General features: G+C 72.4%; 16 protein-coding genes. 10 read left to right on the top strand and 6 right to left on the bottom strand.

Annotated features, from left to right (window positions below):
• Window positions 1-722, bottom strand: a 722-nt coding sequence (locus tag ABT367_RS36480) for a sirohydrochlorin chelatase (RefSeq protein WP_434975620.1), incomplete at its 3' end; no start/stop codon positions are given.
• Window positions 723-906: 184 nt separating this feature from the next.
• Between ABT367_RS36480 and ABT367_RS36485 the strand changes: the two genes are divergently transcribed.
• The 4 genes from ABT367_RS36485 (at window position 907) to ABT367_RS36500 (ending at window position 6276) form a co-directional block, all read left to right on the top strand.
• Window positions 907-2022 carry a hypothetical protein gene (locus ABT367_RS36485; RefSeq protein ID WP_352257596.1) on the top strand — a complete coding sequence of 372 codons (1116 nt, stop codon included), beginning with the start codon at window positions 907-909 and terminating at the stop codon, window positions 2020-2022.
• A 263-nt stretch (window positions 2023-2285) separates the two neighbouring features.
• Window positions 2286-2897 (top strand): SanA/YdcF family protein, encoded by a 612-nt coding sequence (locus ABT367_RS36490; RefSeq protein WP_352257622.1) that lies wholly within the window; start codon window positions 2286-2288, stop codon window positions 2895-2897.
• A 184-nt stretch (window positions 2898-3081) separates the two neighbouring features.
• A complete protein-coding gene (locus ABT367_RS36495; RefSeq protein ID WP_352257598.1) occupies window positions 3082-3849 on the top strand; it encodes a glucose 1-dehydrogenase in 768 nt (255 codons plus the stop codon).
• A 150-nt stretch (window positions 3850-3999) separates the two neighbouring features.
• The gene (locus tag ABT367_RS36500) at window positions 4000-6276 is read left to right on the top strand and encodes a molybdopterin oxidoreductase family protein (protein WP_352257600.1); all 2277 of its coding nucleotides are present in this window, start codon (window positions 4000-4002) and stop codon (window positions 6274-6276) included.
• Here ABT367_RS36500 and ABT367_RS36505 read toward each other — a convergent pair.
• Window positions 6257-6709, bottom strand: coding sequence for a gamma-glutamylcyclotransferase family protein (locus ABT367_RS36505; protein ID WP_352257602.1), 453 nt, complete (start codon window positions 6707-6709; stop codon window positions 6257-6259). The two genes, ABT367_RS36500 and ABT367_RS36505, sit on opposite strands and share 20 nt — an antisense overlap.
• The gene (gene cutA, locus ABT367_RS36510; RefSeq protein WP_434975621.1) at window positions 6706-7089 is read right to left on the bottom strand and encodes a divalent-cation tolerance protein CutA; all 384 of its coding nucleotides are present in this window, start codon (window positions 7087-7089) and stop codon (window positions 6706-6708) included. Before cutA ends, ABT367_RS36505 begins: the two co-directional genes overlap by 4 nt.
• A 239-nt stretch (window positions 7090-7328) precedes the next feature.
• Between cutA and ABT367_RS36515 the strand changes: the two genes are divergently transcribed.
• Window positions 7329-8066 carry a hypothetical protein gene (locus ABT367_RS36515; protein ID WP_352257605.1) on the top strand — a complete coding sequence of 246 codons (738 nt, stop codon included), beginning with the start codon at window positions 7329-7331 and terminating at the stop codon, window positions 8064-8066.
• Window positions 8063-9316 carry a HAMP domain-containing sensor histidine kinase gene (locus ABT367_RS36520; protein ID WP_352257607.1) on the top strand — a complete coding sequence of 418 codons (1254 nt, stop codon included), beginning with the start codon at window positions 8063-8065 and terminating at the stop codon, window positions 9314-9316. The genes ABT367_RS36515 and ABT367_RS36520 overlap by 4 nt, the downstream gene beginning before the upstream one ends.
• A 93-nt stretch (window positions 9317-9409) precedes the next feature.
• On the opposite strand, the gene ABT367_RS36525 is transcribed toward ABT367_RS36520, so the two are convergent.
• Complete coding sequence (locus ABT367_RS36525; RefSeq protein ID WP_352257608.1) at window positions 9410-10027, bottom strand: NADPH-dependent FMN reductase; 618 nt, start codon at window positions 10025-10027, stop codon at window positions 9410-9412.
• A 53-nt stretch (window positions 10028-10080) separates the two neighbouring features.
• Here ABT367_RS36525 and soxR point away from each other — a divergent pair, with 53 nt between their 5' ends.
• The 4 genes from soxR (at window position 10081) to ABT367_RS36545 (ending at window position 13012) form a co-directional block, all read left to right on the top strand.
• Complete coding sequence (soxR, locus tag ABT367_RS36530) at window positions 10081-10575, top strand: redox-sensitive transcriptional activator SoxR (protein WP_352257610.1); 495 nt, start codon at window positions 10081-10083, stop codon at window positions 10573-10575.
• Window positions 10576-10634: 59 nt separating this feature from the next.
• The gene (locus ABT367_RS36535) at window positions 10635-11384 is read left to right on the top strand and encodes an aminotransferase class IV (RefSeq protein WP_352257612.1); all 750 of its coding nucleotides are present in this window, start codon (window positions 10635-10637) and stop codon (window positions 11382-11384) included.
• A gap of 286 nt (window positions 11385-11670) precedes the next feature.
• On the top strand, window positions 11671-12198 hold the full coding sequence (locus ABT367_RS36540; RefSeq protein ID WP_352257614.1) for a hypothetical protein: 528 nt from the start codon (window positions 11671-11673) through the stop codon (window positions 12196-12198).
• Between the two features lie 187 nt (window positions 12199-12385).
• Entirely contained in the window at window positions 12386-13012 is a 627-nt protein-coding gene (locus ABT367_RS36545) for a class F sortase (RefSeq protein ID WP_352257624.1), read from the top strand.
• Window positions 13013-13024: 12 nt separating this feature from the next.
• Here ABT367_RS36545 and ABT367_RS36550 read toward each other — a convergent pair whose 3' ends face one another.
• Both ABT367_RS36550 and ABT367_RS36555 read right to left on the bottom strand, forming a co-directional pair.
• Complete coding sequence (locus ABT367_RS36550) at window positions 13025-13807, bottom strand: sulfite exporter TauE/SafE family protein (RefSeq protein ID WP_352257616.1); 783 nt, start codon at window positions 13805-13807, stop codon at window positions 13025-13027.
• Between the two features lie 126 nt (window positions 13808-13933).
• Window positions 13934-14818: an aminoglycoside phosphotransferase family protein gene (locus ABT367_RS36555; RefSeq protein WP_352257618.1), complete on the bottom strand. Its 885-nt coding sequence runs from the start codon at window positions 14816-14818 to the stop codon at window positions 13934-13936.
• Window positions 14819-15026 lie beyond the last annotated feature (208 nt).

A 15026-nucleotide genomic window follows, 5' to 3' on the forward strand; every position in this document is an offset into this window, starting at 1 on the left:
GCGGCGGGTACGGCGGGCGCCGCGGCGCAGGCGTAGGCGGCGACGACCGGGACGCCGAGCCGTTCAGCGAGCTGTCCTGCGATACGGCGGGTACCGGCGGCCGACTCGGGGTCGCGCGATCCGGCCGCGGCGAGGACGACGCCGCTCCCCCGCCGTATCCGCTCGGTCATCTGCGCCTCGCCGGGCCAGCCCGCCTCCACGAGGCGGTCGTACAGCGCCTCGATCAGGAGCGGATGCTCCCCGAGCGGCTCGGCGATCCGGGTGCGCAGGGCGGCCGCGCGGGCGGCGGCGGGCAGATCGTGCTTGACGTGGAAGCCGCGGCTCAGGAGCAGCGGTACGAGGACGGCCTCCGCCGTGCCCTCGGCGGCGAGATCGGCGAGGGTGTCGGGGAGCAGCGGCTCGTCGATCTCGATGTGCCCGAGCCGCACGCTCAGGCCGGGCCGCAGTTCGCGGATGCGCTCGCGCAGCACCTTGACCGTGGCGAGGGTCGCGGGGTTGCGGCTGCCGTGGCCGACCAGGACCAGGGCCGGGGCGGGGTGGGCTTCCGCGTGCCGGCGGCCGTCGAGGCCGACGTGGCTGAGCTGGCTGCCGAGCTGGGCGGTGATCCGGCCCATGAGTTGCGCCGTGCTGTCGAGTGTGGTCTCGGCGGTGCCGTCGAATGTGATCTCGCGCGGCAGCGGCTCGTCGATGCGGGAGGCGGAACGTGCGCTCGAAGCCGTCATGGGACAAGACTGGCGGGCGCACATTGCCGGGTCGTTGCGTGGCGATGACGGGTGATTTCCCCGAGTTCACCTCCCCGCTCGGAGGATTGTCAGTGGCCTGCGGGATGCTGGGTGGCGTGGGGGTGCTGTGCGGCCTGTGGGGGGCCGGTGGCCGCGGCGCTCCGAGGGTGGGGTTCAGGGGCTTATGGGGAAGTTCGTCTATCTGCTGTACGGCGCGCTGACATGGGGCGCGCGGCTGTGCGCGGTCGGGACCTGGGCCGCGGTCTCGGTCGCCGGGATCCTGGTGCTCGGCGGCCTGAGCGGTCCGCCGCCGCTCGACGGGGCGCTGGCCTGGGGCTGGGTCGCGGCGGGGTGTGCGGTGGGGCGGCCCGTTGCGCTGTGGCTGCGCAAGGGTCTGGACGAGGTGTCCTGGCGCTGGCCGTATGCGCGCAAGCCGGCCGTCGCGCGGGTGTCGCTGGCCAAGCCGCGTGTGTCGCCGGCCAAGCGCGGCGAGGGCACGGGCGAGTCGGATGGCTTGGGTGACTTGGGTGACTTGGGTGACTCGGGTGAGCGGTGGTGGCCCGACGAGGAGCCTGAGGGGCCGTTGAGCACACCGGTCTGGGTGAAGGTGCGCCGGTGCCTGGCGCTGATCCCGGTGGCGATCGCCTCCGCGGCCGTCTTCGGCCTGCTCGGCGCGGACTTGGACGGGGACGGGCTGATCGCGCGGATGCAGCAGGAGGGCGCCGTGGCCGCGGTCGGCACGGTCACGGAGAAGCCGCGGGACGTGGCCGAGGACCGCGACAGCGACGGCGTTCTGTACGGGTACTCGTCGGATCTGACGCTCCAAGTGCCGGACGCGGAGGAGCCGTTGCGCGCCCGCCACGCCTTCACGCAGGAGAAGCCGGCGGTGGGCTCCCGGGTCGAACTGCTGTGGGCGCCCGGTCAGCCGGGGTGGGGTGCCCATGTCGACGAGACGGATGAGCCGGTGGCTCGGGCGGAGTCGCGCTGGGAGCTGTTCCCGGCCCGGGGGCCCGGTGAGCACAACCTGTTCCTGCTGATCATCATGGGCGTGGTCGCGCTCGCCTTCGGCCTGCCGCTCTCGCTGGCTCCGGAGGACGACGACCTGCACGAACAGGCCTGGTCGGCACTGACGCAGACGTGGTACGGGGTGATCGTGGCCGGGGTGTTCCTGCTGCAGCGCCCGGTGCTCGACGGCTCGGGCATACCGGACAACACCGCGCTGGCGCTCGCGACGGGGGCATGTTTTCTCGTGCCGCTGTTTCTGCAGATCACTTATGGGATACGGGCGCTGCTGCGCTGAAGGGTGCGCGGAGAAACCCGCGTGACCCGGCCACCCGTGCGCTCCGGCCATCGGGAACCAAACAGCTGTTCCTGGCGTAGATCAAGGGAGGTGCGACAACGGGGGTGGGAATGCGGATTCCGGGTGCCGGCCGGGTGACCGCGGCGGTGCGTGCCGTGCCGGCGCGGCCGGCGGCGGTGCGGGCGGGTCTCGGCGCACTGGGGGCGCGGGTGCTGCGTGCACTGCGCACCCGGCGCGGACAGCGACGGGCTCTGCAGACGCTGATGCTGGGGTGCGTGCTCGCGCTGCTGCCGTCGACGTGGATGCATGCCGCTGCGGCCGGGCGGGTCGGTGCGGTGGCACAGGCGCCGAGTACTCCGGTCGCCGTGGTGTTCGGGGCCGGTCTGTGGGACGGGGAGCCCTCGCCGTATCTGGCGCATCGGCTGGACGCGGCCGCGGAGTTGTACCGGTCGGGCCGGATCGAGGTCGTCCTGGTCACGGGGGACAACAGCCGGGTGGAGTACGACGAGCCGGACGCGATGCGCCGCTATCTGACCGAGCGCGGGGTGCCCGACCGGCGGATCGTCAGCGACTATGCGGGGTTCGACACCTGGGACTCCTGTGTCCGCGCGAAGAAGATCTTCGGGGTGGACCGTGCCGTGCTGATCAGCCAGGGTTTCCATATCCGCAGGGCCGTCGCGCTGTGCGAGCGGGCGGGCGTCGACTCGTACGGAGTCGCGGTGGCCGAGCCGCATGACGCGACCTGGTACTTCGGCGGCATACGGGAGTTGCTCGCGTCGGGGAAGGGGGCGAGCGATGCGATGCTCGGGCGGGACCCGCATTTCCTCGGGAAACAAGAGGACGGGGTGCGACGGGCACTCGGGACGCGGCGCTGACCGCGCCTCCACGGTCTCCGAGCCCTGACATCCCGCATCTGCCCGCCACCTCGCCGCTGACATTTCGCGCGACGGCTGGGAGACTGGCGCGGCCCGCGCCCATATGCCTAACAGTCATATGGGAAGGGCCGGTTGGGCGCCGGGGACGCGGCGTCACCGCGGGATTCGAGGCGGAGGTAGGCGCATGGCTGCGGAGTTGAGCGGCAAGGTCGTGATCGTGACGGGTGGCGCCCGGGGGCTCGGTGCCGCCATCGCCGAGGCGGTCGTGGCCGGCGGCGGCAGGGTCCTGATCACCGACGTACTGGAGAAGGAAGGCGCCGATACGGCGGCTTCGCTCGGGGACGAGGCGCGCTTCCTGCGGCACGACGTGACGAGCGAGGCGGACTGGCGGGCGGCTTTCGACCACGCGGTCACGGCGTTCGGGCGGGTGGACGGGCTGGTCAACAACGCCGGGGTCGCGACGGGCGAGTTGCTCGAGAACGAGTCCGTGGACCACTTCCGGCAGGTGATCGAGATCAACCTGACCGGCGTGTTCATCGGTCTGCGTACCGCGATACCCGTCCTGCGCGAGCACGGCGGCGGCTCGATCGTGAACATCTCCTCGGCGGCCGGCCTCACCGGCCTGCCGCTCACCGCGGGGTACGGGGCGTCGAAGTGGGGCGTGCGGGGGCTGACGAAGATCGGGGCGGTCGAGCTGGCCGAGGCCGGGATCCGGGTCAACTCGGTGCACCCGGGCATGACCTACACCCCCATGACCGCGGGACTCGGGATCCAGCCCGGCGAGGGCGGCTACCCGGGCACCCCGATGGGCCGGGTCGGCGTACCCGAGGAGATCGCATCGGCGGTGGCGTTCCTGCTCTCCGACGCGGCGGCGTACATGACGGGCGCGGAGCTGGCGGTGGACGGCGGCTGGACGGCGGGACCCACGGTCCGCGCGCTGACGGCACGGTGAGCCGGGGGCATCGCACCCCGACCGGCGCCCATGCCGAAGCCCTCGCGAAAGGCGCCCTCACCACCGGCCCCCCACCCCGCTGAGCCCGCCGTACCCGGTACGTAACGCCGACGGGTACGCGGCGTAACACCGGGGTCGCACGCTGGGCGTATGCCGAACCTCGCACCGTCCGACACCGCCACGCCGACCCCCACGCACTGTCCGTACTGCGCGCTGCAGTGCGGCATGGGACTGGCCGTGGACGGCGGGCGCGTGGAGGTGGTCGAGCGGGCGGAGTTCCCCGTGAACCGCGGCGCCTTGTGCGGGAAGGGGCGGACCGCTCCCGCACTGCTCGATCGCGCGGCACGGCTGACCGAGCCGCTGGTCAGGGATCCGGAGACGGGTGAGCTCGCGCCCGCGAGCTGGGACGAGGCGCTCGGGGTGATCGCCGGGCGGCTGCGGGGGACCCGGGAGGAACACGGGCCCGACGCCGTCGCGGTGTTCGGGGGCGGCGGCCTGACCAACGAGAAGGCGTACGCGCTGGGGAAGTTCGCGCGAGTCGTGCTCGGAACCTCGCAGATCGACTACAACGGGCGTTTCTGCATGTCATCGGCCGCGGCGGCGGGACGCAAAGCGTTCGGGGTCGACCGGGGGCTGCCGTTCCCGCTGGAGGACATTCCGCGTACGGGCTGTGTGATCCTCGTCGGCTCGAATCTCGCCGAGACGATGCCGCCCGCGCTGCGGTACTTCACCGAACTCAGGGAGAACGGCGGCACGCTGATCGTCATCGACCCGCGCCGGACCAAGACCGCCGAGCAGGCTGATCTGCATCTGGCGCCGCGCCCGGGCACCGATCTCGCCCTGGCGCTGGGGATGCTGCATCTGGTGGTGACGCAGGGGCGCACCGACGAGGAGTTCATCGCCGAGCGGACCAGCGGCTGGGAGGGCGCCCGCCCCGCGGTGATGGCGCACTGGCCCGAGCTCGTCGAACGGATCACCGGGGTGCCGGTGCCTCAACTGCGGCGCGCGGTGGAGATGTTCTGCGCGCCCGAGAACGCGATGGTGCTCACCGCGCGCGGGCCCGAGCAGCAGGCGAAGGGCACGGACACGGTCGGCGCATGGATCAACTTGTGCCTCGCGACGGGCCGTGCGGGCCGCCCGCTCTCGGGCTACGGCTGCCTGACGGGCCAGGGCAACGGACAGGGCGGTCGTGAACACGGCCAGAAGGCCGACCAGTTGCCGGGTTACCGGGATCTCGCCGATCCCGCGGCCCGCGCCCATGTCGCCGAGGTGTGGGGCGTCGCACCCGAGTCGCTGCCCCGGCCGGGGCGCAGCGCGTACGAGCTGCTCGACGCGCTCGGCGGTGACATCAAGTCCCTGCTCCTGATGGCCTCCAACCCGGTCGTGTCCGCGCCGCGTGCCGCGCATGTCGAGGAGCGGTTGCGTTCGCTCGACTTCCTCGCCGTGGCCGATGTGGTGCTCTCCGAGACGGCGGCGCTCGCGGATGTGGTGCTGCCGGTGACGCAGTGGGCCGAGGAGACGGGCACGCTCACCAATCTGGAGGGCCGCGTACTGCTGCGGCGGCGCGCGGTGGCGGCGCCTTCAGGTGTACGGAGCGATCTGGACGTACTGAGTGAACTCGCCGCACGGCTCGGGGTGGAGAAGGGGTTCCCTACCGATCCCGAAGAGGTCTTCGAGGAGCTGCGGCGGGCGAGCGCGGGCGGCGCGGCGGACTACTCGGGGATCACCTACCGGCGGCTGGCCGAGGAGGACGGGGTGTTCTGGCCCTGTCCGGAGAACGGAGAGCACGTCGCGGGCGACCTCACGGACGGTGCCGTCTCGGGGGGCGGCACCGGCCCGAAGTCCACGGAGGCTCCGGACGGCGCCACCCCCGAGTCCACAAAGGCTCTGGACGGCGCCGCCCCCGAGTCCATGAAGTCGCCGGGCGCCCAACACCCGGGCACCCCCCGCCTGTTCCTCGACCGCTTCGCCACCCCTGACGGCCGCGCCCGCTTCGCCGCGGTGACGCACCGGCCGGCCGCCGAGGAGACGGACGCCGAGTACCCGGTGGTGCTGACCACGGGGCGTGTGCTCGCCCAGTACCAGTCGGGCGCCCAGACCCGCCGCGTACCGGAGCTGAACGCGGCCGCCCCGGGGCCCTTCGTCCAGCTGCATCCGCGGCTCGCGGACCGGATCGGGGTCGGTGAGGGCGACCCGGTCGCGGTGGTCTCGCGCCGGGGCAGGGCCGTGGCCCCGGCGCGGATCACCGCGGGGATACGGGCGGACACGGTGTTCATGCCGTTCCACTGGGCGGGCGAGGGCCGGGCCAACACCCTCACCAACCCGGCGCTCGACCCGACCTCCCGTATGCCGGAGTTCAAGGTCTGCGCCGTACGCCTGGAGCCCGCCGCGCACCAGGCCGGCGAGGTCAACTCCGCGCCCGCGTGAGCCAGTCACCGCCCGGCAGCATCCGACCCGCGGCCCGCAGGCGCGCCGCCACAGCGGGCGCCGCGACGTACACCCAGGCCCGTACCGGCCCCGTGGCCGTCTCGACGGTGCGGGCCACGCGCTCGTAGTCGTTGTCCGGGTCGCCGGGGACGTAGTCCTCCAAGCGGTCGAGCAGCGCGAGGAGTCGGGGATACTCCCGCGGGGCCGGCGTCACGATCTCGCCGTGGACGGTGCCGGTGCCCTCGATCGCGTACGGGTAGCCCGGGCCCTCGTACAGCTCCGCCCCCGCCCAGCGCGCCGGTTCGGCGGCGACGGTCCGGCCCTGCAGGAACCGCCGGTGGTTGTACTCACCCGGCCGCAGTGTCCCGTATACGAAGAACGGCAGTATCTCCGCCCCGTCGGCCCCTCTCTCCGCCCCGCCGGCCCCTCTCACGGAGTCGTCTCCCTGCGGACCCAGTCCAGATACGCCGCACTGCCCGCCGCGACCGGGGTCGCGATGATCTCGGGGGTGTCGTAGTCGTGCGCCTCCTGGAGCCACTCCTGCAGGAGCGGATAACGCTCCGCCGTGGTCTTGAACAGGATCTGCCACTCCTCGGACGTCTCGATCTTCCCCGCCCAGCGGTACACCGACGTGACCGGCGCGGAGATCTGCGCGCAGGCCGCGAGCCGTGCGTCGACCGCACCGCGCGCGAGCAGTTGGGCCTTGAGCGCCGCGTCCGTCGTCGTCAGAACCGTCCACACACCGGAGCCCGAGGACAGCTCCGCGCCGTCTTCCCCCTTGCCGCCCGTACCGTCCCCCGCACCCGTGCCCATACTCACGTCCACGCCTTCCCTTCCGCAGTCGAGATGCCCTGGAACCCCAGGACGAAAGTCCCTATTTATTGCTATTCGTCACTACTTGCCCTGACTGTTACATAACGGGCGGGTTTTCGTGATGCACGCCCTTTACCGTTCCATTGTGGTGGCCGACCCCTCGCCGAATCCCCGGCATCCCCCTGGTCGGCCACCACCCCCCGCTCCGGAGCCCGCGAGACCTACCTGGACCGCACGCCATGAACTCCCGTCCCCGCCACCTGCCGCAGGCCGTGGCCGTAGCCGTCCTGGCTGCCGCGCTGCTCGCGGGCTGCGGGGACCGGAACGGTCTCGACGCGGGCACTCCGGCCCCCGCCGTATCCGAGCAGCCGCACCCCGAGGCCGTATGGCCGGCCTGGTCCCAGTCGCCGCCGAAAGCGCTCGGCGACGGCTCGGCCGGCCAGGAACCACCGGCGGCACTCAAGGGCCTTGCCGTGCCCCAGGAAGGTTTCGCGAAGACCGACGTACGCGATGTGCTGCGCGCGGACCCGGACATGCGCGGCTACGCCCGGCTCCGTGACATCTCAGGACCGGGCCGCTCCGGCATCCGGCCGCCGCGCCTCGTCGATCTGACCGGGGACGGCCGGCCCGAACTGGTCGTCGCCGTCGACACCCCCTCCGGACGTACGGTCGTCGCGGTCTACACGGCACGCGACGGCAAGGCGTACCGCATCCTCAAGTCCGGCGGGCAGCGGCCGTGCATCGAGACGGTCGGCAGCGATCTGCTGCTTCGCACCCCGAAGGACGGCGGCGAGAACGCCGTGCGCTACCACTGGAACGGGGTGCAGCTCGCCGCACTCAGCGACACCACGACGTACCCGCGCAACCAGTCCGCCGCCCCCTCGACCCAGCGCCCGCGCGATCACACCCGCCCCTGCCCCACGGACGGGGCCGCCGACGGACCTGCCGACGGGTCCCGCGAAGAGTCCGGCCGATGACCCGCCGGATGCGCGCCAGGCTCAACGGTCTCGGCCTGCGCTGGAAGATCGCCGCACTGCTCGCCTCCGGCTGCGCCCTGGTGGCGCTCGCGATCGGCGGCCTGATCCACCACGCCCGCTACGAGCAGGTCGCCGACCAGGCACGGGCCGACGCGACCGCCGAACTGATCCGCGTACGGAAGGTGTACGTGGCGACCGGCAGCGTCGACCACGAGGACTCGGCGGCCGCGGTCGACTCCCCCGCCCTGCCCTCACCCCTGCGCAAGGCGGCCCTGGAGAAGCGGCGGACGACCTATCTGGAGCTGGACGCCAAGCATCCGGCGGTCTGGGCGGCGCGGCCCATCGGCGAGAAGTCGGTGCTGTCGGTCAAGCTGCCGCTGGACGAGGTGCGCGATGAACTGCGGGACCTGGACCGGCAGTTGATCGCCTGGGGCACGGTCGTCGTGGCGCTCGCGGCGCTCGGCGGCGGCGCACTGGCCAGCCGGGTGAGCCGCGATCTGCGGACCGCGGCGGCCACGGCACGCAAGATCAGCGGAGGCGATCTTGACGCCCGGATCAACCACCCGCGCCCGCCTCGTACGAAGGACGAAGTGGCCGAACTCGCCTGCGCCGTGGACACGATGGCCACGACGCTTCAGCAGCGCCTCGAGGCCGAGCAGCGGTTCACCGCGGACGTCGCCCATGAACTGCGCACCCCGCTGACCGGGCTGCAGACCGCCGCCGAACTGCTGCCGCCGGGACGGCCCACCGAACTCGTACGCAACCGGGTGGCCGCGCTGCGCACGCTCACCGAGGACCTCCTGGAAGTGGCCCGGCTCGACGCGCGGATCGAGCAGCCCGATCTCGAGGTGCACCGGCTCGGGAAGCTGGTGGAGGGGATCATTCAACGGGCCGGGTACGAGGCGGAGTTCACGGGCGGCACGGATGCGCTGATCCGGACCGACGCACGCCGCCTGGAGCGCATCCTGGCCAATCTGATCGTGAACGCGCGGCGGCACGGATCCGCCCCGATCGAGATCCTCGTGTCGGGCGCCTCGGTGACGGTGCGCGACCACGGGCCCGGCTTCCCCGAGCATCTGCTCGCCGAGGGGCCGCAGCGCTTCCTGACCGGAGCGAAGGAGCGCGGCCAGGGCACAGGGCTCGGTCTGACCATCGCGCTCGGGCAGGCCGAAGTGATCGGCGCACGGGTCGAGTTGAGCAATGCGGACGACGGCGGCGCGATGGCCACCGTCGTCCTGCCCGGGGGCTGAGTCGGTACGAACCCGAGGGCCGGGTCACACGTCGGCACGGGGTCGAGCGCCGACTCGCCACGCCGGTACGAGCCCGGGGGCCGACCCGCCACGTCAGTACGGACGCACCGCCTTGGCTTCGCGCAGGGCCAGCGCCCACCAGGCGAGCCGGTCGAGCAGCACCTTCGCCGCCGCGTCGCACCCGGACGGATCGCGGTGGCCGCCCTGCTCGTCGAAGTCACCGAAGGCGTTGTGGAAGGAGACCGTGTCGCGGACGGTGACGGCGTGCAACTCGGCGAACACCGCACGCAGTTGCTCGACCGCACGCAGACCGCCCGAGACTCCGCCGTATGAGACGAAGCCCACCGGCTTGGCCTGCCATTCGGTGAAGTGCCAGTCGATGAGGTTCTTGAGGGCGGCCGGGAACGAGTGGTTGTACTCCGGCGTGAGCACCACGAAGGCGTCGGCGGCGGCCAGCTTCGGGGTCACGGCGGCAAGCCGCTCCCGGACTTCGGCGGAGGGCTGGTGGGACAGGGCGGTGGGCAAGTCGTGCTCGGCCAGGTCCACGACCTCGATGTCGAGGTCGGCGCGTTCACGGGCCCGGGAGAGGAACCAGTCGGCGATCACGGGGCCGAAGCGGCCGTGGCGGTTGGAGCCGATCACCACGGCGAGCTTCACCGGGGAGCGGTCGGCGGCGACGGACGGGGCTGCGGGTTCAGCAACGGTTGTCATGCGGTTCAGCCTCATACTTAAACCAAGGTTCAGGTCAAGCTAGCCTTGCGAACATGACTTCTCTCGCCTGGGACGCCAAGGAAGCCACCGTCGGAGAACTGGCCGAGCGCAGCGGAGTCGCCCCGTCCGCGCTCAGGTTCTACGAACGCGAAGGCCTGATCACCTCCCGCCGGACCACCGGAAACCAGCGGCGCTATAGCCGCGACACCTTGCGCCGCGTCGCCTTCATCCGCACCTCGCAGAAGCTCGGCATCCCGCTCGCGACCATCCGCGAGGTGCTCGCGCTGCTGCCCGAGGACCGCACCCCGACCCGTGAGGACTGGGCGCGGATCTCGGAGTGCTGGCGGGACGACCTGGACCAGCGGATCCGCACGCTGCAGCGGCTGCGGGACAACCTGACGGACTGCATCGGCTGCGGCTGTCTGTCGATCGACCGCTGCCGCCTGTCGAACCCGTACGACGAACTCGGCGCCCACGGGCCGGGACCGCGCCGGCTCCTGGAGGAGGACCCGGCCTGCACGCCCGCGCAGTGCGGGACGGAGGGCTGAACGGGGCGGGGGCGGGACCGAGGGCTGACTGCGCCGGGCGTCGCGTCTACCGTTCCCCCATGACCCCACTCCCCCTGCTCCGTATCGAGATCGACGGCCGCCCCGCCGACACCGAGTCCCTGCTGCACCCCGCCACCACCGCGTACGGGCACTTCACCGCGCTGCAGGTGCGCGGCGGCGCCACCCGGGGGCTCGCGCTGCATCTGGAGCGGCTGCGGAAGGCGACGTACGAACTCTGGGAGAAGGAGCTCGACGGTGAGCGGGTGCGCGCCCTGATCCGGCAGGCGCTCGGGGACGAGTACCGCGACGCCTCCGTACGCGTCTATGTGCACTGCCCCGAGACCACTCCGACGGTCATGGTCACGGTGCGCGGTCCGCAGCAGATGTCCGCCGCCGCGCAGGCGCTGCAGTCGGTCGCGTACCGGCGGCCGGCCGCGCACGTCAAGCATCTCGGCGGGTTCGGGCAGGGCTACTACGGGCAGCGGGCGCGGGCCGCCGGGTTCGACGACGCGCTGCTCGTCGAGGACGACGGCACGGTACTCGAAGGGGCCGTCACCAACGTCGGCTTCCTCGACGACACCGGTCTCGTCTGGCCGGCCGGTCCTTCCCTCGACGGGATCACGATGCAGCTGATCGAGCCGCGGCTCGACGCGGCCGGGCTGCCCTCGCGCCGCGAGCGGGTCACCCTCGACGGCCTCGGCGCCTTCCGGGCGGCCTTCGTCACCAACTCCCAGGGGCTCGCGCCCGTCAGCCGGATCGACGACACCGCGTTCGCCGTAGACGAGAAGCTGATGGAACGGCTCGGGTAGATCTACGCCTCGACCCCCTGGGACACGCTCTGAGCGGCGTCACCCGTTGCTCCGAGCGCCGTCACCCGTTCACAGGCGCCGCGGCCAACTCGTCCGAGCGCCCACGCACACGGCGATGACCTGCTGGAACTCCTCGCGCACCGGCCCGGGGCGGCCGACACCACGGGTATCTGACGCGTGGTCAACAGGCGTACGGCGCCGAGTGCCACTTACCTCGTAAGCAAGGGCGCGACCGAGACGGCGGCACAGGGGGTGCTGCGGGCCGCGCGCTGCCGGAGGAAGCCCCATGCGCATCGCCGCCACCCGTCTGTTCGCAGCATCCGCACTCGCTCTGTCGGCCGGCTTGGCGGCGGCGCCGGCAGTCGCGGACAGCACGGGCACCGGGTCGCTCGAGCTGTACCCGACGAGCGTCACACCGGGCGCGACGGTCACGGCGAACACCCCCGCCTGCGGCACCAGCGGCACCGCGGCCGGTGACGCCAGCGCCGTCGGCGCCGGCGGCTTCAAACTGCAGCCCACCACCCACGCCCAGGACGCGGTGGGCCAGTTCACGGTGCCGAACTCGGCCTCGCCCGGCACGTATGCGATCCGGGCGAAGTGCGCGGGCGGCGCGGAGGTGTCGGGCGATCTGATCGTCACGCTCACGGCCCCCGACAGACAGCAGGTCGCTCCGAAGGGACATGTGAAGACGGGGGTCGGCGGCGCACTCGGCCCCGACCCCGTGCAGACCGCGGCGGGTGTGGCGGCCCTGGCTGTCGCCGCCGCGGGCGGTACCTGGCTCCTGCATCGCCGGGCGAGAGGCGACGGGATCTGACGGACACCCTCCGCTGTCCACCGGTACCGCCGCCCCCGCCCCCTCCGACGACGCGACCGCACGCGGCCCGGAGGGGGACGAGGGGCTGTGGATCAGGCGCTCAGGGCGCGGCCGACGAACCCACTGAGGGGGCACGATGGCGTACGACTCCTCCGGCCCCGGAGGTACAGGCGGGCGCGGCCCCGGGCTGCGGCGCTCGCTGAACGTGGCGATAGCCGCGGTGACCGTGCTCGCGCTCGGCTGCGGGGTGTGGCTCCTTCAGCACGGCACCGCCAGCGCACCGCCGCCCCAGCCGTCCGCCGCCCAGGCCGCCGACGGCGGCGGGCCGCCCGCACAGGAGGCCGGTGCGCCCGCGCTGCCGCCGTCCCCGCCGACCCGTATAACCATCCCGTCGATCAAGGTCGACGCCCCGCTGACCGGGCTCGGTCTGACCAAGGACGGAAGCCTCGAAGTACCGCCCGCCGCACGGCGCGACCTGGCCGGCTGGTACGAGTCCGGCACGACGCCCGGCGGCCGCGGCACCGCGATCGTGGCGGGCCATGTGGACAACGCCGAGGGCCCCTCCGTGTTCTACGCGCTCGGCGCCCTGAAGAAGGGCCAGCCGGTCGAGGTCCGCCGTACCGACGGCCGGACCGCCGTGTTCACGGTCGACGCGGTCGAGGTCTACGACAGCCGCGCCTTCCCCGACGACAAGGTGTACGGCGCGGCCGAGCGCCCCGAACTGCGGGTGATCACCTGTGGGGGCGGCTACTCGAAGAAGACCGGGTATCTGGGGAACGTGGTCGTCTTCGCGCATCTGACGGGTGTGCGCTGAGCGGACGCTCCGCTACTTGATCCACTGGTTGTACGCCAGGGTCGCGACGAGCCCGAAGACGACGACGAGCAGCACGATCCGTACGAAACCGCTGCCCTTCTTGAGCGCGGTGTGCGCGCCGAACATGCCGCCCGCAAGGTTGAACACGGCCATCAGGCCGGCCAGTTGCCAGAAGACGGTGCCCTGCCAGGCGAAGATGCCGAGCGCGCCGGCGTTGGTACAGACATTGGCGATCTTCGCGGTGGCCGAGGCGCGGACCAGGTCGAGCCCGAGTACGGCGGTCAGAGCGATGACCAGGAACGTGCCGGTTCCGGGGCCGATGAGCCCGTCGTAGAAGCCGATGCCGACACCGGCCAGACCGATTGCGGCGAAGATCTGCCTACGGGTCGCAGGACCGGTGGCGGGCGCCATGCCGAACGTGGGCTTGAGAATCACGAACGCGGCGACACCGAGCAGCACGACCATCACCACCGGTTCGAGCACGCCCTCGCTCATCCCCGCCGCGAGCAGCGCCCCGCCCATCGACCCGGCGAGTGCGGCGAGCCCGATGCGCACGGCGAGGCGTACGTCGATCGGTGTCCTGCGTACGTACGTGACGGCGGCTCCGGTCGTGCCGACGATCGCGACGGCCTTGTTCGTACCGAGTGCGTAGGTCGCAGGTGTGCCGGAGGGCAGTCCGAGCATCAGCACCGGAAGCAGCAGCAACCCCCCGCCGCCCACCACCGCATCGATCCAGCCGGCCGCCGCGGCGGCGAGGCAGAGCAGGACGATGACGGTCAGGGGTATGTCGGGCATGATCGCGACCTTAGGTCACGGGATAGGTGGCCCGTCCATCGAAATGGTCACGCTTGAGGGACTTCTGAGCTTCGCGGCCGCCGGCGAGACTTCTGAGCTTCACGGCCGCCGGCGCCGCGGTTCGTCTCAACCCGCGAGAGCGGCGGTGATCTGACGCGTGGTCTGTGCGGCGATACGGGGACTGACGGCGGCGTACGCGGTGTAGGCGTTCAGTCCGGTGGCCAGGGCCCAGCCGCGGCCGCGCAGCCACGTGGCGTCGTCCACACCGAGCGCCGCACGGAAGGCGGCCCGGCAGTCGGCGGACAGCAGCGTGAACGCGATCATCAGGTCGGGGGCCGGGTCGCCGACACCGAGGCCGCCGAAGTCGATGACCGCGCCGAGGCGGCCGTCGACGGTGAGCACATTGCCGGTGTGGAAGTCGCCGTGGAACCAGACCGGCGGTCCCGCCGGGCCCGGGGCATGGAGCGCTTCGTCCCACAGCGCGGTCATCGCCCCGGCGTCGAAGGCGCCGTCGGTCCCGGCGATGGCGGCGCGTGTGTCCTGGTCGCGGTCCGCCAGCGGGGCGCCGGAGAGATCCGGCGATGCATCCTCGGTCGTGAACTGCTGCAGGGCGGCCAGGAAATGGGCCAGCCCGACGGCGGCCTCGGTCGAGTCGCCCAGGGTCGCGGCGGTCGCCGCCTCACCGTCGAGCCAGCGGGTCACCGCCCACGGCCACGGGTAGCCGAGGTCAGGCGCGCCCACGGCCACCGGAACGGGGACGGGCAGCGGCAGGTGCGGCGCGAGCCTGGGCAGCCAGCGTGCTTCCTTCGCGGCCTGCCCGACGGCTCCGGCGTGCCGGGGCAGCCGCACGGACAGCTCGTCCCCGAGGCGGTGGATCACATGGTCGGAGCCGGCCGGGTCCAGGAGCGTGAGGGGCAGCCCGGACCACTGCGGGAACTGGGTGTCGACCAGCCGCCTGACCAGTGCCGTGGCGATCTCGGGGCGGATGTCCGTACCGGTCGAACGGGTCAACTGCAGCTCCTGACGCCGACCCGCGCCCTGCGGCGGGCAGTTGGGGCCATCTCAGTGCTTTGTGTGTCGGGCTGTCGAGGGGATTTCGTCTCTGTGTGTGTGTGGGGGGATGGGGTCTCTGCGTACGGGGGGGTGGGGTGGCGTCTCTGCGGACGGGGGGTGTGGGTGGCGTCTCTGCGTACGGGGGGTGGGGGGGCGTGCTGCCGGC

The organism is Streptomyces mesophilus, assembly GCF_040300965.1.
GTDB lineage: Bacteria > Actinomycetota > Actinomycetes > Streptomycetales > Streptomycetaceae > Streptomyces > Streptomyces mesophilus_A.